The organism is Amycolatopsis sp. NPDC051045 (assembly GCF_040682955.1).
Lineage (GTDB): Bacteria > Actinomycetota > Actinomycetes > Mycobacteriales > Pseudonocardiaceae > Amycolatopsis.
The window spans coordinates 401,817-424,513 of record NZ_JBFBCC010000003.1 but is presented as its reverse complement, the minus strand read 5'-3'; the positions used below and the strand labels follow the sequence as shown (position 1 = coordinate 424,513).

The window sequence follows — 22,697 nt, the reverse complement described above, 5'->3', positions numbered from 1 at the left end:
ACCCGGTCGTGAGGAGGCAGCCATGCGCACCGTGGACCCGGGGACCGGCACCGAAGCCGATCCCGACTTCACCGAATCTTCGGCCGAGTCTCCGTCGCCCCCGCCGTCACGCCGGTTGCTGGTGCTGTGCTCGGTGGCCGGGTTCGTGCTGGGCGGCGGCGTGCTCGGGCTCCTGTGGGGGTTGTCGGGCGTGCACGCCGGCGCGCTCGAAGACGCCGTCGCCGCGTGCCAGGCGCTCGACCGCGTGGGCGAGCTGCCCGATACGAGCCGGGACGCGCGGCCGTCGCTGACGCCCGGCCTGACCGGAGAACGGCTGCACCGGATGATGGCGGCGCGCGAGCTGTCCGCGGCCGCCGCCCAGGTGAACGCGAACTACCAGCCGCTGGCCGACCACATCGACGGCGTCAGCCGGATGGTGCTCAGCCTGCACTTCAACGACATCGCCGGCCAGCGGCACCTGACCCAGGCCAAGGAGATCTGTGCCCGCGTTTAAGCGGGGTGGACCGTCTTCACGGCCAGCTGGTTGCCCGGGATCTTCGTGCTGGCGCAGGCGGTGCCGTCGGACGGCACGAAGTTCGACGCGGTCTCCTGCGGCAGGTAGATCCGCAGGCCCTTCACCGACGTCGGCTGGCAGGTGCCCGGGTCGAAGTTGCGCACGTTGACGAACTGGATGTCGGCGGCCGCGGTCTGGCCGGGGTTCAGCTTGACGGCGTTGCCCTTGGTGCCGTCGCGGAAGGCGTCCTTGCCGACCTGGTGCCCGTCCGAGCCGGCCACGTAGGACACGCCGGGGAAGCCCTGGATGGTGCAGGGCTTCGAGCTGGAGTTCGTGATGAGCAGCGGCCGGAAGACCGAGCCGGCGCCCGCGTCACCCTGGCCGAGCGAGAGCTTGACGTCCCCGGCCTTGCAGAGCCCGTTGTCCGCGGGCTGGGCGACCGGCGGCGCGGCCGGTGTCGTGCCGGCCGAGCTGGACGTGGCGGTGGTGACCGTGGTGGTGGCGGTCGGCGACGCCGAGGTCGACGGCGTCGAACTGCTCGCCGCGGGTGTGGTGCCGCCACTGCCGCAGGCGGAGAGCGCGAGGGCGCCCGCCGAAGCCGCGACGACCGGGAACCACCGTGAGAGCTTCGTTCGAACCATGTCAATCGCCTCCCTGGTGTGGTGCTACTGGGTAGACGTACCGGGTCGCGGGCGGGTTGGCTGGTTTCGTAAATTCCCCACCAAGCGTGTTCTAAACGTGACGGGATCACACGTTCGTGACGATCAGAGCGGCGTATCGACCCAGGTCAGGCAGCGCCACTGGCCGTCCGGCTGGGCCACCAGCTCCACGAGACCCGTGTTCGGGATCAGCGCCGCGTTGGCCACGTCCGGGTGGACGTTCGGGGCCAGCCACTCGGCGCCCAGTCGGATCGCGCCGCCGTGGCTGACCAGGGCGATCACGCCGTCCGGGTCGGCCTGCTCGTGCTTGGCCCGCAGCCGGCCGACGGCGTCCAGCATCCGGGTGCGCACGCTCGTGCCGCTCTCGCCGCCGGGCAGCGCCGGGGCCAGCTCGCCGAGCGTCCAGCGCCGGACCGTGTCCATGTAGGTCCGGATCGACGCGTGGTCGGTCGCTCCCTCCAGGTCACCGGCGACGACCTCGTGCACCCCGTCGACGACCTGCACGTCCAGGGAGAACTGCGCGGCCAGCGGTGCCGCCGTCTGCTGGGCGCGCGTGGCCTGCGACGCGTACACCGCGACCAGCGGTTCCCCCGCCAGCCGCGCCGCCAGGTCGCTCGCCTGCCGCCGGCCGAGCTCGGTCAGCGGCGGGCCGGGCAGGGCGGTGTCCAGCGCGCCGCGGACGTTCCCTTCGGTCTGACCGTGGCGGATGAGCAGCAGCCTCACGCCAGGTCCCCCTTGCGGACCGCGTCGGCCCACACGGCCGCTTCGACGAAGTCGTCGTTGCCGAAGCCGGGCTCGATCGTGGTGCGGGTCCCGTCGGCGCGCGGGTGCGAGCCGAGGAACCGCAGCTGGCGGCAGTGGCGGCGCAACGCCGTCAGCGCGTCGAGGATCCGCGGTTCGGCCACGTGACCCTCGAAGTCGATGAAGAAGCGGTACTCGCCGAAGTTGCTGCGCGTCGGGCGGGCGTCGAGCCGGGTCAGGTTGATGCCGCGGGTGGCCAGCTCGGTGAGCAGCTCGGCGAGCGTGCCGGTGCGGTTCGCGGCCGCGGCGACCACGGACGTCCGGTCGGCGCCGGTCGGCTCCGGCAGCTCACCCGGCGGGCGGACCAGCAGGAACCGCGTCGCCGCGTCGGTGACGTCGGCGACCTCGGTGGCCAGCACCTCGAGGGCGTAGTGCTCGACCGCGACCGGCGCGCAGACCGCCGCGTCGAAGTCGCCCTCCAGCACGCCGACCGCGGCGGCGGACGTCGACGACGACGCCACCGGGTGCGCGCCCGGCAGGTTCGCCTCGAGCCACTCGCGGACCTGGGCCAGCGCGTGCGGGTGGCTGGCGACGGTCCGGATCTCACCGCCCCCGGGCCGGGTCAGCACGCTGAAGTGGATCGGGAGGATGGCCTCGGCGACGGCGACCAGCGGGGTCGACTCGCTCAGCGCGTCGAGCGTGGCGGGCACCACGCCTTCGACGGAGTTCTCGATGGGGACGCACGCCGCGTCCACCTCGCCCTCGCGGACGGCCGTCATCGCCAGCCGGACGGTCTCGACCGGAATCAGTTCTTCGCCCGCGGCGAGCACCCGCGCGGCCTGTTCGGTGAAGGTCCCTCGGGGGCCGAAGTATGCGATCCGTGGCACAGCACCCAGGCTACGGGGCCACGTCGTGGCGACATTCACTCGGACAGCCGGTACGGGAACCGGTTACGCCGGGTGGCATTTTTTGCGATGCTGGGGGCGTGACCGCCGAATCGGGCACGCACGCCGGCCGTGAGGGCGTCCAGCCGCCGATCTCCCCTCGCGCCCCGGAACTGGTGCTGTGCGCCGTCGATGAACCACTCGCCGAGGCCTGGACCGCCGCTGCCCGAAAGCTGGCCGGCCGGGTCCGGGTGCACCGCGGGTCGGTGCTCGACGTCGTCGCCCAGGCCGTGGTCAGCCCGGCCAACTCCTACGGCTGGATGCGCGGCGGTATCGACGCCGTCTACGCGCGGGCGTTCCCGGGCGTGGAACAGAGCGTCCGCAGCGCTGTCCTGGCCTTCCACGGCGGGGAGCTGCCGATCGGCGACGCCGTCGTGGTGCCGACCGGCGAAGCCCAGCCGGCCTGGCTGATCAGCGCGCCGACGATGCGCGAACCCGGCGAACGGCTGCCCGCCGACACCGTCCACCCGTACCTCGCCGCCCGCGCGGTGTTCCTGACGTGGCGCGACGGCCACCTCGACCACGGCCCGGTGCGGGACTTCGTCGACACGATCGCGATGCCGGGGCTCGGCACCGGCGTCGGCGGTCTCGCACCCGCGACCTGCGCCCGGCAGGTTGCGGCGGCCTGGGACGAGGTCTTCGGAAAGCGTGACGCTGGGTGATCAACCCCGGATAGGGGGTGGACTACATCACAGCGCTTTCACCGGCCACAAGCCCTACCGTTGATCGAGCAGGTAAAACGTCCGCAGTGACATCCGGGGCTTCGCCCCGGGCCGGGGGCTCCGCCACCCGGACCCCCGCGGGACAGTCGGTGCAGGCGACGGCCGGAGGAGTGTGCGATGACCCGGGTCCGCGAACTCAGCCCGTATGTCGAGCTGCACCGGGAACAATGGAAAGAACTGCGGAGTTCCACGCCGTTGCCGCTGACCGCGGCCGAGCTGCTGCGGCTGCGCGGCCTCGGCGAGCAGGTCGACCTGGCCGAGGTGGCCGACGTCTACCTGCCGCTGTCCCGCCTGATCAACCTGCAGGTCGCCGCGCGCCAGCGGCTCTACGAAGCGACGACGACGTTCCTCGGTGACGACTCCCGCGGCACGAAGGTCCCGTACGTGATCGGCATCGCCGGGAGCGTGGCGGTCGGCAAGTCGACCACCGCCCGCATCCTGCGCACCCTGCTCGCGCGCTGGCCGGACCACCCCCGCGTCGACCTGGTCACCACCGACGGCTTCCTGTACCCGCGCGCCGAGCTGGTGCGGCGCGGGATCATGCACCGCAAGGGCTTCCCGGAGAGCTACGACCGCCGCGCCCTCCTGCGGTTCGTCACGGAGGTCAAGTCGGGTGCCGAGCGCGTCGCCGCGCCGGTGTACTCGCACCTGGCCTACGACATCCTGCCCGGCCAGGAGCAGGTGGTGCAGCAGCCGGACATCCTCATCGTCGAGGGCCTGAACGTGCTGCAGCCGGGGCCGCGGCTGATGGTGTCCGACCTCTTCGACTTCTCCATCTACGTCGACGCGCACACCGACGACATCCAGCGCTGGTACGTCGAGCGGTTCCTCGAGCTGCGCCACACGGCGTTCGCGGACCCGGCGTCGCACTTCCACCACTTCGCCGGCCTGCCCGACGACGAGGCCCGCGCCGAGGCCCGGCACCTGTGGCACTCGATCAACGAGCCGAACCTGATGGAGAACATCAAGCCGACCCGGCCGCGGGCGACGCTGGTGCTGCGCAAGGACTGCGACCACGCCATCAACCGGGTTCGCCTGCGCAAGCTCTGATTCGCCGACCGGTCACGCGGCCCGTCACCCACATGCCGCGCATTCGCACGCTGAGCGAGTGCGCAGCCACGATTCGTCGCGGTCCGGCGACTCTCCGCGCCGGATTCCGGCCGATCGGCCGAGGCGCCGCGTTCAGGCGTAACCGGTTGGCCGATACCGGGGCACGGGTGGGAAAGACACCCTGAAGGAGTCAGGAAAACGGCTCTGAGCTGGGAGGAGGCCCACGATGTTCTCGATGATCCTCACGTGGGTCGGTGCGGTGCTCGGTCTGGCGTTGCTGATCGCGATGGCCGCCGGAACTTTCGTCGTCGACTTCGACGACCGGCTGCAGGAGCGCCGGCGCAAGGGGAAGCCCGCCGAACCCGCGGGCCCCCTCCCCTAGCCGTCAGAGCTCGGCCAGCGCCTCGACGTAGGCGTCGGCGTCGTATTCGAGGTTTTCCCCGTCCAGCAGGGTGTTTTCCAGCGTGTCGATCAGCTGCTCGAAGATTTCGCCGCGGTCCAGCTCGCCCTCCTGCAGGCGCTCGACGGCCTGCCAGACGTCGGCGGGCTCGTTGTCCCACAGCTGGTCGACGATCGTCGCGCGCAGGATCAGCCGCTGCTCGTCCTCGTCCTCGTCGGCTTCGGCGATGACGAGCGCCCGGCGCTGCTCGGGGTCGGTCGGGTCGAGGTCGACCTCTTCCTCGTCGATCTCCGTGGTGGGCGACGGCACGGCGAACATCCGCCGTTCCAGCGCGTCGGCCAGTTCGCTCGGCGACAGGTCCCCGAGCTCGCTGAAGTAGCGCTCCAGCGGGGAGTCGTCGTCGGCGTACTCGCTCAGGTAGTCGGTGACGGCCTCGTCGAGGGCGGCGATCGCGGTCTCGGTCAGCCCGGCCCGCTCGCCCGTCCACTGCACCCAGGCCAGCACCACCGGCTCCACGGCGTCCTCGTGGTCGGCGTCGAGTTCGTACTCCTCGCCCAGCACGCCCTCGAGGAACCGCGCGATCTTCTCGGGCCCGACGCGCAGCGGGTTGCCCGGGTCGGTGCGCACGCCGTGCTCGAGCAGCAGGCCACCGATGGCGCGCGCGGCGCCGGCGTCCTCACCGCTCGCCGCGACGAACTGCTCGACGACGGCGGCGCGCTCGGCGTCGGACCACTCGGCCACCTCGGGCACGAGCGCGGGCTCCGGCAGCGCGCGGCACCAGAGGAGCGCGACCGCGTGGAAGCGCGCGTAGTCCTCGCTGACGTCGGCCTCGTCGAGGTGGTCGGTGGCGGCGAGGCCGTCGGCGATCAGGCGGTGCGCCTCGGCGGGGTCGACCGCCTCGAACACGACCAGCTCCGGGTCGGCGTCGGACTGCTCCCGCATCTCGGCTATGACATCTGCCGGCCCGTCGATCACGACGAGGTCCCGCACCCGGCCGCCCTCGGTGAAGTCGAGCAGCGCGAGCAGGCCGTACGCCTGGTCGCCGTGGGAGAAAACGCAGAGCAGGGACGACTCGTCGCCGTAGACGTCGCCGGTCCGCCAGCACTCGCCGGCGGTGGCCCGGCCCAGCCCGGTGGCCCAGGAGGGCTGCGGGATGCCGCGGCCGAGGACGACCTGCAGGCCGGCGTCGGCGGCCTTGCGCTCGACATCGGTCTCGGCGACGACCTTCAGCGCGGCCAGCAGCGCGGCCGCGCCCGGCGTGATCTTGCGCTGCGCGAAGGCGATGAGCTCCAGGCCGAGCGGCTCTTCGCCGTCCTCGACGGGCAGGTCGTGGAACTGGCCGAGCACCTCGGAGGCGAGCAGCTCGACGTCGACCGGCGCGGGGTCGGCGCCCAGCGCCGAGAAGTCGTTCAGGACGTCCTTGAACAAGCCCGTCACGCTGTGGGTGACGGGCTGCGGTGCCTTCTTGCGGGCGCGACTGACCGGGCTCATGGCTTCATGGTTTCACTTCACCCGTTTCTTGCGGGGGCCCGGGTGGCAGAGCCCCCGGCCCGGGGCGAAGCCCCGGTTTGACAGCGGAGCCGGTCGCGGTGGCCCTGGCGCGGGTCCCGCCGCTGGCCCGGCGGGGAGGCGCCGAGCGGGAAACGACGGAACTGGGCCACCGCGACGCCTTGGCGCGCTCACGGTGTCCCGGTGCACGTGTAACACCGGTTCACCCGGGTCAACGAGGGGTGCGCGGGGAGGTTACGGGTTTGGGCAAGGCGATGCGGGCGGTGCGGATTTCCGTGATCAGCCGGGTTTTCCGCCGGTGGGTTTCCACCAGCGCGGCGAGGTAAGCGGTGAATTCGTCCGGCGTTCCGGCGCGCTTGTGCAGGGTGCGCAACAGCTTCAGCCGACGCGCGACCTCCTGGTAGGCCGCCGGATCCTTGCGCTCGATGAGCTCCTCGACCTGCTCGCGGAAGACCGGGATCGTCTCGGCCGGGTGGTCGGCCGCCCGTTGGTCCGCCAGCTCGAGCTTGAGCTCTCCGGACGCGCCGAACCGCACGCAGGCCCGCCAGGCTTCGTCCGGACGGCCGTCGTCGAGCAGGACGCGGACGAGCTCGTCGGCCGGCTCGACGCCCTCGGCGGCCAGTTCGCGCAGCCGGGTCAGGGCAGTCCGGCGCTGTGCCGTCCACTTCCCGCCGGCCGTCGCGGCCTCGCGCAGCGCGGCGTACGTCTCGCGGCCCGGCTTGGCGTCGAACTCCTGGCGGCGGCGAGCCGTCTCGTCGTCCTCCCGCGGCTCGAGCGGCGGCGCGTGGCCGTTCTTGTCGTGGGTGAGCGCGCGGGCGGCGTGCGCGATGGCCTCGCTGTGCCGCCCCGCGGCCCGCAGCACCCGGACGATCTTGAGGCTGACGTCCACGCGCGGCGGCTTGGCCGACAGGATCGCCACCAGTTCGTCGACGTCGCCGAGCACCTCGGCCAGCTGCTCCCGCAGCCGTTCGGCCACGTCGCGGCGGTGGCCCGGCCCGCTCGCCGCGAGCACGTCGTCCACAGTGGACTTGATCCGGCGCAGGCCGGGCTCGCCCAGCGCCGTCGCGAACTCGGCGAGGTCGATCACCGGACGGCCGGGGCCGTCGAACTCGACCTCGAGGATCCAGTCGGCCAGCTTCTCCGGGTCCGGCGGCCGGGCGGTGCACGCGCGGGCGTACAGCTCGACGGCCCGGTCCAGCCGCTCGGCGAGGTCGCCGGTGTGGTCACCGGTCTGCTCCAGCACCTCGCTGATGTCGTCGACCGTGCGCCGAGCGAGCGGCCCCAGGTCGGCGCGGCTGCCGGCGTCGAGCATCCGCTGCAGCGTGTCGAGGACCGCGCCGACCTTCGCGGTGTACTCGACGTTCCCGTCGGTCACCGCGGTGTCCAGCAGCCGGTGCGCCTCGCTGACGTCACCGGACTGGGTGGCGGCGCGCAGTTCGAGCGAATGCCGCAGTTCCGGGTCGCGCTCAGCCTGGGCGTGCAGCAGGTCCGCCAGCGTCTCCGCGTCCAAAGTGCGCAGGTAGGGGCGAAGATCCGAGGGGCGACTCACGCGCACCAGTCTGCCCGACGGCCGCAGACACGCACGTGGGCCAACCGCGTGCTCTTTTCGGAGTAATTCGTGACGCCGGGTAAGCGGCTCATGGACGTCGCAGGTCGTCGAGCACGGCTTTCAGTGGCCACGGTTCCGGGAGCGTCGACCGTGGTGACCGTACGTGGCGGGGCCACGGGATGGCCGGGCGGACGGTCGGCACCATGATCGGGACGACCGGCACCGGAACCCGCGCCACCAGCCGCCGCACCACGACCATCAGGAGCCCGGCGAACAGCAAGAGCGCCGTGCCCGCCGCGAGGGCGCCGGCGAGGGTGCGGCGGCCGTCGTCGAGCGTCAGCTGCACGGCGTACTGGCTCTGCTGGGTGTACAGCAGGCCGAGCTGCGCGGAGACCGCGTAGACGGCACTGCGCCACGTCGACTCGGACACGGGCAGCGGTTCGGCGGCGGTGAACGCGTTCTCCACCGCGGCCAGCCTGCTCCATTCGGCGCTGCGGGTGAGCGACTCGTACGCCATCCGGCCACTCTCGGTGAGCTGGGGGACGACCCGGGCCAGGTCGGCTCGGTAGGAGGCGACGGCGGAGGTGAACGACCCCCGCGTCACGTTGTCGAGCCCGGCCAGAGCGAGGGAATCGGAGCGGTCCATGCCTTCGGCGACGGAAAGCAGCTCGACGGCGGTCGTCTGCTGGTAGGCGGACTCGGCGTCCGGAGCGTGGCGGGCGTAATCGCGCAGCCCGGCGATGGCGGCCTCGATCCGCTGGGTGTAACTCGCATACACGGCGCTCCGCTGGTCGGGTGCGGCCATCGCGGCACTCCGCTGGGCCTGCAACGCGACCACCGCGCGGGCCGTCCGGTCCGCCACGGCCGCCGTCTCCACCGCGACGTCGCGGGTCCGAACCGCTTGGTGGACCAGGAGAACCGCGATCACCACGGCCACGACGACGAGCGCGCCGCCGGGGATGAACGCGATGCCCAGCATGCGGCCGCGGACGGATCGCAGGTACTTCAAGACGTTCCTTTCCCAGCCTTGGGCCCCGCAAGCATCCCGACGAAGTCCAACCTATTGAGTGAGAGATTCACCGGTCAACGCCAGTCCGCCATACGGCCGTTAGCGCACCGTGACAAGCGGGGCTGCCCCGGCCGGGGGCTCCGCCACCCGGACCCCCGAAAGCGGTGGTGACGGCGGGACAATCGCGCCCGTGACCTTCGACGACGTGACCCAGCGCCTGCGCGGCTTCGCGGCGGCCCGAGCCTGGGAGCCGTACCACACCCCGAAGAACCTCGTGATGGCGCTTTCCGGCGAGGTCGGCGAGCTGACCTCGCTGTTCCAGTGGCTCACCCCGGAGGAATCCGACGCGTGGCGCGAGGATCCTTCGCTGAAAGAGAAGGTGCTGGACGAGATCGCGGACGTCACGCTGTACCTCCTGCAGCTGGCCGACCGCCTCGGCGTCGACCTGGCGGAGACGGCGCACGCGAAGATCGACCGCAACGAGGTGCGCTTTCCGCCGCCGGCCTAGCCCCAGAACACGCCGTTCGGGTTGCGGTCGATCTCGGCGAGCAAGGCGGGCGGCGTGCTGGCGACCGGCGCGTCCGGGTAGCTCAGCCACCGCCCGTTCCGGTCGGCCCACCACACCGACCAGATCCCGAACTCGTCGAGCCGCAGCTGCGCGATCTTCTGCTCGGTCCAGTCGGGCCCGGCCTGCGGCGACCAGGGCGCGCGGCGTTCGACGATGGTCACCGCGCGGCCCCGGGTCCGGCACTCGACGCGGACCTGGTCCTGAAGGTGCTCGGGGACGCGCTGGGCGCACCACCGTTCGATCTGCCGCAGCGCGAGCTCCGGAATAGCCGCCATGGCCCCCAGTGAACCGGGTCCCGCTCACCCCACCCGCACGGGGGCACCGCACCGGCGTCAGCGTGGCGCGGGCTCGGCGAGCCACCACCCGCCGAGCAGGGCCCCGATCCCGAACAAGGCGAAGAAGATCCCGGCCACCAACGGCGTCCCACCGAACATCGCGAGAACGACGACGAACATCAGCAGCAGCCCCACGCCCATCAGGATCCGGCCACCGACGAGCTTCGACGTCCCGGCGGGCGCCGGGGCCGGCGGCGCGGGCGGCGGCTCGAAACCGAGAGCCATGGGCGCGGCGCGGACGTCGAGCACAACGGCGCCCAGCTCAGCGGCGCGCGCCGGCCGGGGGTCGTTCGCGGGCACGGTCGCGTCCACCGCGAGGTGGGTGACGCTCGCGGTCAGCTTCTTGGCCAGCTGGACGCCCTCGGCGAGAACCCGGGCCCGCAGCCGGTCCGCCGCCGCGGTGGTGCCCACCACCAGCACCCGCGTCGGCTTCCCGCCCGCGGTCGGCCGCAGGTCACCGGCGTCGGCGACGCCGAGTGCGGTCGCCACCTGCCGGAGCTCGCGCGCTTCCGCCGCGGTCACCACGCCGTCCCGTTCCGCGATCTCCCGCACGGCCGCCACGAACCGCTCGTGCGTCGAGCGCACCCGGTCCTCCGGCCACCCCACCTCGGTGGCCAGTACGGCCAAAGCCGCCACCTCGTCCGGCGAAAGGTGCTGGTCGGCGACGACGCCGGCGAGCAGGTCCAGGTAGGCGTCGCCACCCCGGCCGGTCACCACGCGCTCGACGGCCTCGGCCATCCACCCCGGCTCGGCCGGCTCCGCCACCTCACGCGGGCGCAGCGGACCGGTCGCGAACCGCGGCAGCGCCGGAAGGACCGGAGGTGCCGCGAAGGTGAAGCCGTGCCGCTCGAACAGGGCGACGACCAGCTGCGCGATCGTGCGCGCACCGGACAAGGCCGACGGCCCGGGCCGCGCCGGCACGCCGAGGGCGTGCGCCACGGTGGCGAGCCGGTAGTTGGGCAGCCGGACGGCGGTCTGCGCGGCTTCCAGGGTGCCCACGCCCGGCAGCACCGGCACCCCGGTGCCGAGCCGTGCGGCCTCGTGGCCCAGGAAAGCCGCGACGAACGGCAGGTCGTGCGCCACGACGACACTGCCGCGGCAGAAGTTCAGCAGCGAGCCCAGAACGGCACCGAACGACGGCGCGCCGTCGAGTTCGCCACGCGTGATGCCGTGCACGAGGGCCGATCCGGGCGGCACGCCGGGTCCCGGGTCGACCAGTGTCGACAGCTCACCGGCGATCGAGCCGTCGGCGTGGACCCGCACCGCGGCGAGTTCGACGACGCGCCCGGGGCGCAACCCGGTGGTCCGGATTTCCACGGCGGTGAAGTCGACGCCCTGGGCGGGATGGCCGCCGGCGCCGAGCAACGGGAGGGATTCGATCACGTCCGCAGGTCGTTTCCCGTTCGGCCGTTGTGACAGCTTTTCGGCGAAGAACCGTGGTTCGTGACGTGATCGTGACGGCAAGATTCCGCCGGATAACGACTGATGGTCGATCACGAGCTATCCCGTAACAACGGCGGGAGATTTCCCGAGTACACCGTCGGCACATCGCTCGAGGAACGAGGAAATCCCGCATGCAGCCGAAGAAGCGTTTTCCGAACTGGCTGAAGATCGTCTTGGCCGCCTTCGCGGTCCTGTTCGTGCTGGGCGCGATCTTCGGGAAGACCCCCGACCCCAAGCTCACGACCGCCGCCGCTCCGTCGTCTTCGACACCCCCGTCCACCAGCACGTCTTCGTCCCCGACGCCCACGCCCGCGGCTGTCGCCTACACCGTCGGCAGCGTGACGGACGGCGCGAACGTCGTCATCAACGGCAGTGACGGCACCAGCAAGACGGTGCACGTCCTCGGCGTCACCGCACCCGTCGCCACCACCGGTTGCTACTCGGCGGAATCACTCGGCTGGGCCGCCACGACGCTTTCCGGCAAAGCCGTCACGCTCGGCGCGGAAACGGCGCAAGGCATCGCCCTCACGCTGCCCGACGGCCAGGATTACGCGACTCTGGCCATTCAGAAGGGCTATCTCAAGTACGCGGCCACCGCCGCATTGCCCGCGCTCGCCGCCACCGAAACCGCCGCCCGGCAAGCCGTCAGCGGGCTGTGGGGACCGCCGTGCAACGGGACCATCGACGCGCCCGCACCGGCACCGGCACCGCCGCCGACGCCTGCCCCGGCGGCTCCGGCCACCAAGGCCGCTCCCAAGCCGCCGCCGGTGGAGACCACCGCGGAAGCACCGGCGCCGGAACCGGACCACAGCGCCTACTACGCGAATTGCTCGGCCGCGAAGGCCGCCGGCGCGGCGCCGCTGTACCGCGGCGAGCCGGGTTACCGGTCCGCGCTCGACCGCGACGGCGACGGAGTGGCCTGCGAACGGTGATCTAATCTGGGCCGATGACCACCGCCGACGAACTGCTCGGCAGGCTCGCGGGCCTCGACCGGGACGCGCTGGCGAAAGTGCTGGCCCACCGGCCGGACGTGCTCGAGGAACCGTGGCCGCGACGGCTCGACGTCGTCGCGGCACGGCTCGCGTCGGCCGAGTCCGTCGATGCCGCGCTGCTCGGGTTGCCGATGCCGCTGGTCCAGGTCGTGCGGGCCGTCCAGCTGTGTTACGCGCTGGGGCAGCGGCCGGCGCCCGTCGGCGAAGTCGCCCGGCTGCTCGGCACGGGCACCGGCACCGTCGAGTCCTCAGTGGACGAATTGGCCGAGCACGCCCTGCTGTGGCGCGAAGCCGACGGCATCATGCTGCCGGAACTGCTGCACCGCAACAGCTTCCACGCCGAAGGTCTCGGCCAACCCGTCGCGAACCTGCTCGGGGAGCTCGGCACGACCCGGCTGGCGAAGCTGTCGCAAGTGCTCGGCCTGCCCGGCACCGCCCGAAAGCCGGAACTCCTGCTCGGGCTCGTGCGCTTCTTCCGCGACGGGGACCGCGTCCGGGAGCTCTTCGCCACCGCGCCCGAAGGGACCCGCAAGCTGTTGCTGGACATGGCCGACGGCGTTCCCGAGGCCGAGGGCCTGGCCCCGGCGGGCTGGGCGTTCGACCACGGCTTCCTGTTCGGGACCTACTACGGCACCGTGGCCATGCCGATCGAGGTGTCGCTCGCGCTCCGGGGGCCGGACCACCAGCTGCCGTTCACACCTGCGGAACCCGAGTACGCCGTCACCCACACCGGGGCCGAGGCGGCCGAAGCCGCATCGTCGTCCGCCGCGCTGCGGCTGCTCGACCGCGTGTCGGCGGTCCTCGACCTGGCCGCCGCGGAGCCGTTGCCGCTGCTCAAGGACGGCACGATCGGGGCCCGGCTGATCAAGAAGGTGGCCAAGGAGACCGGGGCCACGGCGGCGGAAATCGAGCTGGCCATCGACCTCGCAGCGCAGGCCGGGTTGCTGCTGGCCGACGAGCCACCGCCGCCGCGCCGCGGCCAGAAAGCACCCCCGCCCACGCTCAAGCCGGACCCGGACCTCGCCCGGCCCACGCCGGCGCTGCTGTACCGCCTGCTGCTGACGACCTGGTGGGATCCGGCGCCGCCGGAATTCGAGGTCGACGTCGAAGCGCTGACGCGGCGGCTGGTCGTGCGGCTGCTGGCGCGGCTGGGTCCCGGCGACGCGATCACGGACGTCGGCGCCCTGATCCGGCTCGCCGAGTGGCACGCGCCGATGCTGCCGGCCGACGACCTGGCCGCGCACGTCCGGAACGCGCTTGCCGAGGGCGAGCTGCTCGGCGTCGTCGCGCACGGCGCGGTGACCGCGGCCGGGCGCGCTCTGCTCGCACCGCACACGCTCGTCGAAGTCACCGACGAACTCGTCTCCCGCGCGCGGACGACCGCGTTGTTCGGCACCGACCTGACCGCGATCGTGCCCGGCTCGCCCGACACCCGGCTCGCCGCGCTGCTGGACCGCGTCGCCGACCGCGAAGCCCAGGGCACCGCGACCAGCTGGCGGTTCTCCCCGGCGTCCGTGCGGCGGGCGTTCGACCAGGGCGCGACGACCGCCGAACTGCTCGACGACCTGGGCGCGATCGCCGCCGGCGAGCTGCCGCAGCCGCTGGTGTACCTGGTGCACGACGTCGCGCGGCGGCACGGTGAGGCGCAGGTGATCGACGTCGCGAGCGTCGTCGTCGGGGAACCCGCGGTGCTGGCCGAACTCGCCGCGCACCGCAAGCTCGCCAAACTCGGCCTGCGTGCGGTGGCGCCGACCGTGTTGACGTCTACTGTGGACGCTTCGGGCACGCTGGAGGCGTTGCGCGAAGCCGGTTACGCGCCGACTCGCCACGCCGCGGACGGGAGCATCGTGCTGCCCGCCCGTGACCAGGCCGAGCCGACGGTGGCCGTCCGCGACCCCGAGCCCGGCGAACTGCCGCCCGATCCCGCCGGCCACGCCGAACGGCTGCTGGCCGCCCCGGTGAGCGGCCCGGCCCTGCTGCGCGGCCAGCTCGCGCGGGCGATGAGCGACCGCTACGCAGGCCGGCTCACGCCGAAGCAGCAGCAGCTCTGCTGGCAGCTCGAAGCCGGGCTCCCGGCGGACGTCGTCTACCGTGGGGACACCACCGAGCACCTGGTGATCGCCTACCCCGAGCTCGACGGCGACGTCCTGGACGTCTGGTCGCTCGGGGAACGCGCGTACCGCCGGCTCGAACTGGCGCGGATCGACCTGGCTCAGGCTTCGACGGCGGTGAGCCTCGCGTAGGCCACGACGTTGTCGAGGTAGTTGCCGCTCGCCCGGTCGAACGCCCCGCCGCAGGTGATGAGCCGGAGTTCGGGCACCGCCGTGTCGCCGTACACCTGGTCGGTCGGGAACGCGGCCTTCGCGTAGCGGTCGACGCGGTAGACGGTGAAGACGGCGGTCCGGCCGTCCGCGCGGCCGACCTCGGCCTGCTCGCCGGGACGCAGCTCCTTCAGGCGGGAGAAGGCGCCGGGCACGTGCTTGTAGTCGACGTGTGCGGCCAGCACCGCCGGGCCGGGCTCCCCGGGAGACGGCGCGCCGGTGAACCAACCGACCGTCGTGGCGTCACCCGGGACCTCCAGCGCGCCGTCCGGTGTCAGCCCGAGGTCCGTGATCCCGTCGGCCCGGACGCCGATCGCCGGGATGGTCAGGGACGCCGGTTTCGCCGCGGGGAGGCCGTCGGCGGCCTCTGCCGTGGTGTGCGCGATGCTCGCGGTGCCCGGCGGGTTCGTGGCGGCCGGGCTCGGCGGGGCGATCTCCTGCGGCGCCTTCGGCGACAGGACGAGGACGAAGGCCACGGCCAGGACCACGCCGAGCGCGGCGGCGACCGCCGCGACCGCCGGCCACAGGCGCGGGTGCCTCAACTCGGGCGCCGGCGCAGGTAGAGCACCATGCCGCCGGACACCGTCGCGGCGAGCAGCGTGCCGCTGAGCACCAGGAAGCCGGGGACCTCGTCCTCGGGAGCACCGCCGCCGGTGGCGACGCCGCCGACCGGCTTGACCTTCACCTGGCTACCGGTGGCGGGCTTTTTGGTGGCCGTCTTCGATGCGGAGTGCGTGGGCTTTTTCGCCGTCGACGTGGCGGTGGTGCTCTGCTTCGGCCGGTGCGGGAGCGATTCGCAGGCGATGCCGTTCTTGTCGCGGTCCAGGTCGTTGGGATCGCCCGGTGTCGCGTCGAGAACCGCCTGGGCGTCTTCCTGGTACTGGAAATCCGGGCAGTTTTTGTCGCCGACGAGGGGCGTCGCGAGCTGCGCGGAGGCGAACGGAACGGGGCCGAGGAGAGCGAGCCCGGCGACGGCGGCGGCCGTCGTCAGGGCGCGGCGAAACAAGGACAACGGAATTCCTTCCCAAGGGATTCGGGGCGATTGTGTGGTTACTATCGCCGCGTCGGCGGGGCTGTTACGGACCATTCCGGAATTCCGTAAATGCCAGCAGTCCACCAAGAGCGGCGCGGCCCGTGATTCTCCGCCATTTGCGCCGCGACCTGCGGATCCGCCCAAGGGAAATGCGTACCGGCCGGAATGTTACGGGGTTCGCGGTCACACGTTTGAGGTAATTCACGTGTGACGGTGCCGACCGGTCACCACCGCGGCGTCCGCGCACCCCGTAACCTCGGGGTATGCCGATCCAGGTACTGCTCGTCGACGACCACGAACTGGTCCGCCGCGGGCTCCGCGACCTCCTCGGCGACGAACCCGACATCGAGGTCGTCGCCGAGGCGAGCAGCGTCGAAGAGGCCCTGGCGGTCGCGATGCACGTCGAGCCGGAGGTCGCGGTGGTCGACGTCCGCCTCGGCGACGGCGACGGCATCACGCTCTGCCGCGAACTGCGGTCGAAGCCGAACCCGCCGGCCTGCCTGATGCTCACCGCGTTCGACGACGAAGAGGCGATGGTCGGCGCGATCATGGCCGGTGCCGCGGGCTACCTGCTGAAGCAGGTGCGGGGGCAGGACGTGGTGAACGCGGTCCGCGAGGTGGCGGCCGGGCACTCGCTGCTGGACCCCGTGAGCACCGCGCGGGTGCTGGACAAGATGCGGCACCCGCCGACGGACGAGCTGGCGACGCTGACCGAACGCGAGCGCGACGTGCTCGAACTGATCGGCCAGGGGTTGTCGAACCGCGAGATCGCCGAACGGCTGTTCCTCGCCGAGAAGACGGTGAAGAACTACGTCACGTCGGTGCTGGCGAAGCTCGGCATGCAGCGCCGGACCCAGGCAGCCGCCTGGATCGCGCGGCGCGAGAAGTAACCGGCCGTTCGCAATCCGCCGTTCGCTGCGTCCTTTTCCTGTTCTCGTCACGGTCCGCCATGTCGATCAGCGCTTTCTCCGCGCAAGATTCACTCGAACGTGAGTCGAATATATGTTCGACGGGTCGGTAAGATCATGACGAGGGCGAGGAAGGGAGGCCGGATGACCCGAGAAGGGTGAGTCGCGCAGGAGTACGGGTCAGTCGAGTGGCAGGTCGAACGCGACGAGCGTGCCGAGACTGGGTGAGGAGTTCAGGAAGAACTTCCCGCCCGCGGCGTCCGCGCGTTCGGCGAGATGACGTAGACCACGGGTGGCGACGCCCTGGGGAACGCCGGAACCGTTGTCCCGGACGCGGAGTTTCACGCCGCCGGAGTCCCTGGTCAGCGTCACGCGGGTTTCGCTGGCGCCGGAGTGCCTGACCACATTGGACAGTGCTTCGCGCAGGGCGGCCCGGATGTGGTCGGCGCGTTCCGCGGGGATGTCGGCGAATTCGCCGGACAGCTCCAGGGTCGGCGGATAGCCGAGCAGCTCGCCGGCGATGCGGACCTCGCCGCGCGCCGACTCGGCGAGGTCGGTGGGCGTGCCGGTGTCGTGGCGAGGCTCCGGTGACCGCAGCGCGCGCACAGTGCCGCGGATTTCCTCGATGGTCTGGTCGAGCTGGTCGATCGCGTCGGACAGCCGGGCCCCGTCGGCCTGGGCGAACCGCTTGCGCATGTTGCGCCGGACCCGGTCCAGCTGCATGCCGGCGCCGTAGAGCCGCTGGACGATGACGTCGTGGAGCTCGCGAGCGATGCGTTCCCGCTCTTCGTACAGCGCGACCCGGTGACGCGCATTGGCCCCCTCGGCGAGCGCGAGAACCACCCCGGCCTGCGCGGCAAAGGCGACCAGCATCTCGACGGTCCCGGCGGAGAACGGCTCACGCCCCCGCTTCCGGTAGACGGTCAGCGACCCGAGCACCCGCCCCCCAGACCCGAACGGCGCGGCGGCGAAGGGCCCGTAGCCGTGAAGCTCGGCGGGCACGTAGGGCGCGGTACGCGGATCGACGGTGAAGTCCTCGCTGGAAACGGGCTCACCGCCCCGAGCAACCCGCCCAGCCGCGGAGTCGGCGGGGAGCGTCAGGCCGCGCAGCGAGTCTCCGGCACCGGCACCCCGCTCCGGGCGGCTGGTTGGTGGGACGGAGTTACCGATGCTCGCACCGCCCGCCGGCGTGGCCGGCTGGTCGGCCGTCGGACCGGCACCCAGGCGCGCATCGCCCACCGGCCCAGCGACCGCTTCGGTGCCACCGAGCGCCACCGGCGGCTCACCACCGTGAGCCTCCGACTCCGGGCCACCGGAACCCGCCTGTCCCTCGCCGGGCTTGCCGTGGGCGTCCGCCGATGGGTGGGCCGTTGCGTAGTGCGCGGCCTCGACCACCACGCGTCCGTCCTCGGTGCTGACCATCGCCAGCCCCAGGTCGGCGTCGGCGAGTTCGGCCGCCCTGGCGACGACCGTGTCCAGCACCGCTCCCGGGTCGTCGCCGGACAGGGCGGTGCTCGTGATTTCGGTGGCGGCGGACAATGCCCGCGCGGCAAGCGTCGGATCCATGAGTTCCGTCATTATCGCGCGGCGCGGTGGCGGCGCGGCAAGGACACAGCGGGAATCGATCACGTGACCGGCACCCGGGTGACGACCCGGCCGTCGCGGACCTCGAGCACCACGTCCGCTCCGTCCGCTTCGTCCGCCCGGTGCGTCACGTGCACCACCGTCCGGCCCGCCAGCGCCTCCCGCAGGTGCGCGCGCACCGCCTGGGCCGTCGGTTCGTCGAGGTGCGCGGTGGGTTCGTCCAGCAACACGAGTCCCGCCGACGGCGCTCCGAGCAGCGCCCGCGCCAGCGCCACCCGCTGCGCCTGCCCGCCGGACAGTCCGCTGCCGCCGCTGCCGAGCACCGTCTCCGGCGGGACGTCGGCGAGCGCGGCCTGGCGCAACGCCTCGCTCAACTCCTCCTCGGTCGCCGCCGAGTCGGCCAATCTGAGGTTCTCGGCGACCGTCGTCGCGGCGAGCATCGGCTCCTGCGGGGCCCACGCCACCCCCTGCGGGACGGCGACCACCCCACTCCGAGGCGCGAGGAAGCCCAGCAGCGCGGCGACGAGCGTCGACTTCCCCGCCCCGCTCGGGCCGACCACCGCGGCGTAGGTGCCCGGCGCGAGGTCGACGTCGACGTCGTGCAGCACCACCGGGCCGCCCGGCCAGCCGAGGTCCGCTCCCCGCAGCGCGACGCCCGTCCGCGAAACCGGCGACGACGGCTCTTCCGGCGTGTCGGCAAGACGGTGACGAGCGCGCTGCAACGTGTCCCAGTGCTGCGCCACCGGCGGGAGCTGCGCCAAGACCTCCGCCAGCGCGAGCGGCACCAGCGCCAGTAGCGGCGCCAGGACCGGGTCGAGCTGCCCACCTGCGACGGCCTGAGCCGCGAGCGCCGTGCTGACGACCGCGGCCGCTCCGCACACCAGCGTGACCAGCGCCTCGGCCGCGCCGGCGCCGAAAGCCTGCCGGCGTGCCTGCGTGACCAAGCGGGTGTCGGCGTCCGCGAGGGCGCGGCGATGGTCCGCAGCCCTCCCGAAAGCGAGCAGTTCGGCCGCCGCTTCGAAGATCACGAGCACTCGGGTGGCCACTTCTCGACGGCCGGCCGCCAGCGCCGACGTCGCCCGGCGTTCGGCACGCAAGGCCACCCACGGCGCGCACAGCCCGAGCGCCACCGCCGCCGCCAGCGTCCACCCGGCCGTGGGCAGCACCGCCGTCTGGACGGCGATCGCCCCGGCCGCGACCAGGGCCACCACCAGCGGCGGCGACACCACCCGAGGCAGCAAGTCGCGCACGGTGTCGACGTCGGTGACCAGCCGGCGTTGTCCCTCGCCCGCGCGCAGGCTCCGCGCGGGCCCGAGCCGGACCAGCGAGTTCCACAGCCGCACCCGCAGGCGGCCGGCGATGCGGAACGCGGCGTCGTGCGTGACCAGCCGCTCGACGTACCGGAGCCCCGCCCGGCCGAGCCCGAACGCGCGGACGCCGACCACCGCGACCGTCAAGGTCAGGATCGGTGGCTGCTGAGACGCCTTTGCGATGAGCCAGCCCGACGTCGCCGTCAGCGCCACCCCGGCCAGCAGCGCGACCGCGCCCAGCGCCGCGCCGCCGAAGAGCCGTCCGTCGAGGAGCGCGCGCCACCCAAGCGGCGTGCCGGTGTCGTCCACTGTGGACGCTTCCGGAGCGGCCGCGTCCTCGGACGGCAGGTCGACCGCCGCCGTGCGTTCGTGGGCCGCGATGATCGCCGCGGCGCCGTTGTCGACGGCGCGCTGCACCGCGTCGAGCACCAGGCGCGCGCTGACCTCGTCGAGGTGGGCCGTCGGTTCGTCGAGCAACAGCAACCAGGCGCCGTTGCGCACTCGCTCCAGCGCCCGAGCGATGGCGACGCGCTGACGTTGGCCCAATGACAACCGGGAGACCGGCCGGTCACCGAGCCCGGCCAGCCCGAGTTCGGCGAGCACCGCGTCGGAGCCCACCTCCTCGCGGACCGTGCCGCCGGCGAACACCGGCGACTGCGGCACCCACGCGACCTGTTCGCGCCAGCGCTCGAGGTCGGCGTCGGCGAGGTCCACCGGACCGACGGTGATGGCGCCGTCGTGCGCCGGGACGAAGCCGAGCAGCGCCGAGAGCGTCGTCGACTTGCCGCCGCCGCTCGGGGCGCGCAGCCAGACCGTCTCGCCGGGCCGGACCGCGAACGACTCGCCGTCCGGCGCGAACCCGCCGCGCCGCGCCACCCGGAGCGAAGACACCCGCAGCTCGCCCCGCGACGGGATCGCCGTCCCCTCGGGACGCACGGGCAGAGCCAGCAGCTCGGCGACGCGCCGGACCGCCTCGACGCCGTCCTCGCTGGCGTGGAATGCGGCGCCGACCGCGCGCAGCGGCTGGTAGCACTCCGGCGCGAGGATCAGCACGCCGAGCCCGATGGCCAGCGGCAGGTGGCCGCCGGCGAGCCGGACGCCGATCACGACGGCGACGAGCGCCACCGACAGCGTCGCGATCAGTTCGAGCACGAACGCCGAGGAGAAGGCGACCTTCAACGTCTTGAGCGTCGCGCGGCGGTGGCGTTCGGACAGCCGGCGGACGGTCTCGGCCTGCGCGGTGGCGCGGCGGAACGCGGTCAGCACCGGCAGCACGCGCACGAGTTCCAGGAGCCGTTCGGACATCCGGTGCGTCGCGTCGGTCGCGCCGGCGACGCGGTCGGCGGTGTACTTCCCGACGAGGATGGCGAACATCGGCAGCAGCGGCACGGTCAGCGCGACGATCACGCCCGACGGCCAGTCGGCGAACAGGATCGCCGCGCCGGCGCCGAGTGGCACGACGGCCGCCGTCACCAGCGCCGGGAGGTACTCGCGGAAGTAGGCGTCGAGCGCGTCGAGGCCGCGCGTGGTGAGCGCGGTGAGCTCGCCGTGGCCGCGGCGGGCGATCCACTCGGGCCCCAGGCGCAGCGCGTGGTCGACGGCCCTGGCGCGCAGTTCGCGCTGCGCCGTCGCGGCGGCGCGAGCGGAGACCGTGCGCACCGCCCAGCCGGTGAACGCGCGCGTCGCGACGAGCGCGAGCAGCGCGGCCAGCTGGGCGGTGCGTCCCCCGGAACCTGCTCCGACGATCGCCGCGAGGACGTCGGCGAGCAGGAACGCCTGTGCCACCAGCGCGGCGGCGTTGACCAGCGACAGGAAGCCCACCAGGGCCAGCGCTCGGCGCACGGCCGGCACGAGGGCCGGCAGCGCGCCGAGCGGGCCCTTTCCCGGCCGCGCCGAGTCCACTGTGGACTCCGAGGCGGGATGGGGAGCGCGCCCGGGAAGCTGCAACAACCGGGGCTCCGCCCCGGGCCGGGGGCTCCGCCACCCGGGACCCCCGAAAAAATGCTGCGTCATGGTGCGTGGACCGCCGGGATGTGCTGGGTGCCGATGCGCTTGCGGAACACCCAGTACGTCCAGCCCTGGTAGATCAGGACCGCAGGGGCCCCGAAGACGGCGACCCAGGTCATCACGGTCAGCGTGTACGGGCTCGACGCCGAGCCTTCGATGGTGAGGGTGTTGGCGGCGTCGAGGGTCGACGGCAGGACGTTCGGGAAGAGCGCGCCGAACATCGTGACGGCGGCCCCGGCGATGACCACGCCGAGCGCGGCGAACGCCTGCCCGTCGCGGCCGGCGCGCAGCCGCAGCCAGGCGACGACCGCGGCGGCGGCGCCGATCCCGAACGCGAGCAGCGTCCACAGCGTGCCGGCACGCCACTGGACGACCGAGAGGAACGCGACCATCGGCACCATCGCGACCGGCAGCACCTTCACGGCCAGGTTGTTGGCCCGGCGCCGCAGGTCACCGCTGGTTTTGAGAGCGAGGAACGCGGCGCCGTGGGTGATGGAGAAGGCGGTGATCGCGACCGCGCCGAGCAGGGTGTCCCAGCGGACGGCGGCGAACGCGGAGCCGACGCGGTTGCCGTCGGCGTCGAGGGGCAGGCCGAGGACGGTGGTCGCGAGGATGAGGCCGACGCCCAGCGGCGGGAGCCACGAGCCGATCATGATGACGCGGTCCCAGTTGCGCCGCCAGCGCTCGGAGTCGACCTTGCCGCGGTACTCGAAGGCGACGCCGCGGCCGATGAGGGCGAGCAGCACGAGCAGGAGCGGCAGGTAGGCGGCCGAGAACAGCCCGGCGTACCAGGCGGGGAAGGCGGCGAACATGGCCCCGCCGGCGACGATGAGCCAGACTTCGTTGCCGTCCCAGACGGGCCCGATGGTGTTGACCATGACGCGGCGCTCGGTGTTGTCGCGCCCGAGCACCGGCAGGAGCATGCCGACGCCGAAGTCGAAGCCTTCGAGGAAGAGGTAGCCCAGCCAGAAGAAGGCGATGACGACGAACCAGACGATGGCGAGGGTCATCGGGTCACTCCTCGGGCGCGGTAGCCGTGAGTTGTCCACAACCAGCCGAGTTGTCCACAGGTGGGCTGTGGGTAACTCGCGAGAGTGGAGGCTTCAGCACTGTGCGTGTT

21 protein-coding genes are annotated in these 22,697 nt (G+C 72.8%); 8 read left to right on the top strand and 13 right to left on the bottom strand.

The window, feature by feature from the left end; genetic code table 11:
- Positions 1–22 precede the first annotated feature (22 nt).
- Positions 23–493 (top strand): hypothetical protein, encoded by a 471-nt coding sequence (locus tag AB0M80_RS09800; RefSeq protein WP_364561428.1) that lies wholly within the window; start codon positions 23–25, stop codon positions 491–493.
- Here the strand turns inward: AB0M80_RS09800 and AB0M80_RS09795 are convergent.
- The 3 genes from AB0M80_RS09795 to pheA all read right to left on the bottom strand — a co-directional run bounded on the left by AB0M80_RS09795 (position 490) and on the right by pheA (position 2,780).
- Positions 490–1,140, bottom strand: a complete 651-nt coding sequence (locus AB0M80_RS09795; RefSeq protein ID WP_364562037.1) for a DUF4232 domain-containing protein — start codon at positions 1,138–1,140, stop codon at positions 490–492. The genes AB0M80_RS09800 and AB0M80_RS09795 overlap by 4 nt on opposite strands.
- Positions 1,141–1,257: 117 nt before the next feature.
- The gene (locus AB0M80_RS09790; protein ID WP_364561426.1) at positions 1,258–1,875 is read right to left on the bottom strand and encodes a histidine phosphatase family protein; all 618 of its coding nucleotides are present in this window, start codon (positions 1,873–1,875) and stop codon (positions 1,258–1,260) included.
- The gene (pheA, locus tag AB0M80_RS09785; protein WP_364561423.1) at positions 1,872–2,780 is read right to left on the bottom strand and encodes a prephenate dehydratase; all 909 of its coding nucleotides are present in this window, start codon (positions 2,778–2,780) and stop codon (positions 1,872–1,874) included. The genes AB0M80_RS09790 and pheA overlap by 4 nt, the downstream gene beginning before the upstream one ends.
- A gap of 98 nt (positions 2,781–2,878) precedes the next feature.
- Here pheA and AB0M80_RS09780 point away from each other — a divergent pair, with 98 nt between their 5' ends.
- The 3 genes from AB0M80_RS09780 (at position 2,879) to AB0M80_RS09770 (ending at position 4,991) form a co-directional block, all read left to right on the top strand.
- Positions 2,879–3,499: a macro domain-containing protein gene (locus tag AB0M80_RS09780; RefSeq protein WP_364561420.1), complete on the top strand. Its 621-nt coding sequence runs from the start codon at positions 2,879–2,881 to the stop codon at positions 3,497–3,499.
- Positions 3,500–3,676: 177 nt separating this feature from the next.
- On the top strand, positions 3,677–4,609 hold the full coding sequence (gene coaA, locus AB0M80_RS09775) for a type I pantothenate kinase (protein ID WP_364561417.1): 933 nt from the start codon (positions 3,677–3,679) through the stop codon (positions 4,607–4,609).
- A 235-nt stretch (positions 4,610–4,844) separates the two neighbouring features.
- Complete coding sequence (locus AB0M80_RS09770; protein ID WP_176169279.1) at positions 4,845–4,991, top strand: hypothetical protein; 147 nt, start codon at positions 4,845–4,847, stop codon at positions 4,989–4,991.
- 3 nt (positions 4,992–4,994) lie between these two features.
- On the opposite strand, the gene AB0M80_RS09765 is transcribed toward AB0M80_RS09770, so the two are convergent.
- The 3 genes from AB0M80_RS09765 to AB0M80_RS09755 all read right to left on the bottom strand — a co-directional run bounded on the left by AB0M80_RS09765 (position 4,995) and on the right by AB0M80_RS09755 (position 9,076).
- The gene (locus AB0M80_RS09765) at positions 4,995–6,500 is read right to left on the bottom strand and encodes a hypothetical protein (RefSeq protein ID WP_364561414.1); all 1,506 of its coding nucleotides are present in this window, start codon (positions 6,498–6,500) and stop codon (positions 4,995–4,997) included.
- A gap of 229 nt (positions 6,501–6,729) precedes the next feature.
- Complete coding sequence (locus tag AB0M80_RS09760) at positions 6,730–8,067, bottom strand: hypothetical protein (RefSeq protein WP_364561411.1); 1,338 nt, start codon at positions 8,065–8,067, stop codon at positions 6,730–6,732.
- 88 nt (positions 8,068–8,155) lie between these two features.
- Positions 8,156–9,076, bottom strand: a complete 921-nt coding sequence (locus tag AB0M80_RS09755; protein WP_364561409.1) for a nitrate- and nitrite sensing domain-containing protein — start codon at positions 9,074–9,076, stop codon at positions 8,156–8,158.
- A gap of 190 nt (positions 9,077–9,266) precedes the next feature.
- Between AB0M80_RS09755 and AB0M80_RS09750 the strand changes: the two genes are divergently transcribed.
- Entirely contained in the window at positions 9,267–9,584 is a 318-nt protein-coding gene (locus AB0M80_RS09750; protein WP_364561406.1) for a nucleotide pyrophosphohydrolase, read from the top strand.
- Here the strand turns inward: AB0M80_RS09750 and AB0M80_RS09745 are convergent.
- Both AB0M80_RS09745 and AB0M80_RS09740 read right to left on the bottom strand, forming a co-directional pair.
- Entirely contained in the window at positions 9,581–9,919 is a 339-nt protein-coding gene (locus AB0M80_RS09745; protein ID WP_364561403.1) for a DUF3024 domain-containing protein, read from the bottom strand. The two genes, AB0M80_RS09750 and AB0M80_RS09745, sit on opposite strands and share 4 nt — an antisense overlap.
- A 57-nt stretch (positions 9,920–9,976) precedes the next feature.
- Positions 9,977–11,362, bottom strand: a complete 1,386-nt coding sequence (locus AB0M80_RS09740) for a 3'-5' exonuclease (protein WP_364561400.1) — start codon at positions 11,360–11,362, stop codon at positions 9,977–9,979.
- A 191-nt stretch (positions 11,363–11,553) separates the two neighbouring features.
- On the opposite strand from AB0M80_RS09740, the gene AB0M80_RS09735 reads away from it, so the two are divergent.
- Complete coding sequence (locus AB0M80_RS09735; protein WP_364561398.1) at positions 11,554–12,354, top strand: excalibur calcium-binding domain-containing protein; 801 nt, start codon at positions 11,554–11,556, stop codon at positions 12,352–12,354.
- Positions 12,355–12,368: 14 nt separating this feature from the next.
- Complete coding sequence (locus AB0M80_RS09730; RefSeq protein WP_364561396.1) at positions 12,369–14,657, top strand: helicase-associated domain-containing protein; 2,289 nt, start codon at positions 12,369–12,371, stop codon at positions 14,655–14,657.
- Here AB0M80_RS09730 and AB0M80_RS09725 read toward each other — a convergent pair.
- Both AB0M80_RS09725 and AB0M80_RS09720 read right to left on the bottom strand, forming a co-directional pair.
- Positions 14,627–15,277, bottom strand: coding sequence for a class F sortase (locus tag AB0M80_RS09725; protein WP_364561393.1), 651 nt, complete (start codon positions 15,275–15,277; stop codon positions 14,627–14,629). The genes AB0M80_RS09730 and AB0M80_RS09725 overlap by 31 nt on opposite strands.
- The gene (locus AB0M80_RS09720; RefSeq protein ID WP_364561391.1) at positions 15,274–15,747 is read right to left on the bottom strand and encodes an excalibur calcium-binding domain-containing protein; all 474 of its coding nucleotides are present in this window, start codon (positions 15,745–15,747) and stop codon (positions 15,274–15,276) included. The genes AB0M80_RS09725 and AB0M80_RS09720 overlap by 4 nt, the downstream gene beginning before the upstream one ends.
- 284 nt (positions 15,748–16,031) lie before the next feature.
- On the opposite strand from AB0M80_RS09720, the gene AB0M80_RS09715 reads away from it, so the two are divergent.
- Positions 16,032–16,658: a response regulator transcription factor gene (locus tag AB0M80_RS09715; protein ID WP_364561388.1), complete on the top strand. Its 627-nt coding sequence runs from the start codon at positions 16,032–16,034 to the stop codon at positions 16,656–16,658.
- Positions 16,659–16,856: 198 nt separating this feature from the next.
- Here AB0M80_RS09715 and AB0M80_RS09710 read toward each other — a convergent pair whose 3' ends face one another.
- From AB0M80_RS09710 to cydB, 3 genes are all read right to left on the bottom strand, one after another.
- Positions 16,857–18,242, bottom strand: a complete 1,386-nt coding sequence (locus AB0M80_RS09710; protein ID WP_364561386.1) for a GAF domain-containing protein — start codon at positions 18,240–18,242, stop codon at positions 16,857–16,859.
- Positions 18,243–18,301: 59 nt separating this feature from the next.
- A complete protein-coding gene (cydD, locus tag AB0M80_RS09705) occupies positions 18,302–21,472 on the bottom strand; it encodes a thiol reductant ABC exporter subunit CydD (RefSeq protein ID WP_364562035.1) in 3,171 nt (1,056 codons plus the stop codon).
- A 107-nt stretch (positions 21,473–21,579) separates the two neighbouring features.
- Complete coding sequence (cydB, locus tag AB0M80_RS09700) at positions 21,580–22,587, bottom strand: cytochrome d ubiquinol oxidase subunit II (protein WP_364561384.1); 1,008 nt, start codon at positions 22,585–22,587, stop codon at positions 21,580–21,582.
- Positions 22,588–22,697 lie beyond the last annotated feature (110 nt).

What these genes read in the sequence shown, in the direction of transcription:
- AB0M80_RS09800 (WP_364561428.1), top strand. Translation starts at nt 23, where the DNA reads ATGCGCACCGTGGACCCGGGGACCGGCACCGAAGCCGATCCCGACTTC.
- coaA (WP_364561417.1), top strand. Translation starts at nt 3,677, where the DNA reads ATGACCCGGGTCCGCGAACTCAGCCCGTATGTCGAGCTGCACCGGGAA.
- AB0M80_RS09770 (WP_176169279.1), top strand. Translation starts at nt 4,845, where the DNA reads ATGATCCTCACGTGGGTCGGTGCGGTGCTCGGTCTGGCGTTGCTGATC.
- AB0M80_RS09765 (WP_364561414.1), bottom strand. Translation starts at nt 6,500, where the DNA reads ATGAGCCCGGTCAGTCGCGCCCGCAAGAAGGCACCGCAGCCCGTCACC.
- AB0M80_RS09745 (WP_364561403.1), bottom strand. Translation starts at nt 9,919, where the DNA reads ATGGCGGCTATTCCGGAGCTCGCGCTGCGGCAGATCGAACGGTGGTGC.
- AB0M80_RS09735 (WP_364561398.1), top strand. Translation starts at nt 11,554, where the DNA reads ATGCAGCCGAAGAAGCGTTTTCCGAACTGGCTGAAGATCGTCTTGGCC.
- AB0M80_RS09730 (WP_364561396.1), top strand. Translation starts at nt 12,369, where the DNA reads ATGACCACCGCCGACGAACTGCTCGGCAGGCTCGCGGGCCTCGACCGG.
- AB0M80_RS09715 (WP_364561388.1), top strand. Translation starts at nt 16,032, where the DNA reads ATGCCGATCCAGGTACTGCTCGTCGACGACCACGAACTGGTCCGCCGC.
- AB0M80_RS09710 (WP_364561386.1), bottom strand. Translation starts at nt 18,242, where the DNA reads ATGGATCCGACGCTTGCCGCGCGGGCATTGTCCGCCGCCACCGAAATC.
- cydB (WP_364561384.1), bottom strand. Translation starts at nt 22,587, where the DNA reads ATGACCCTCGCCATCGTCTGGTTCGTCGTCATCGCCTTCTTCTGGCTG.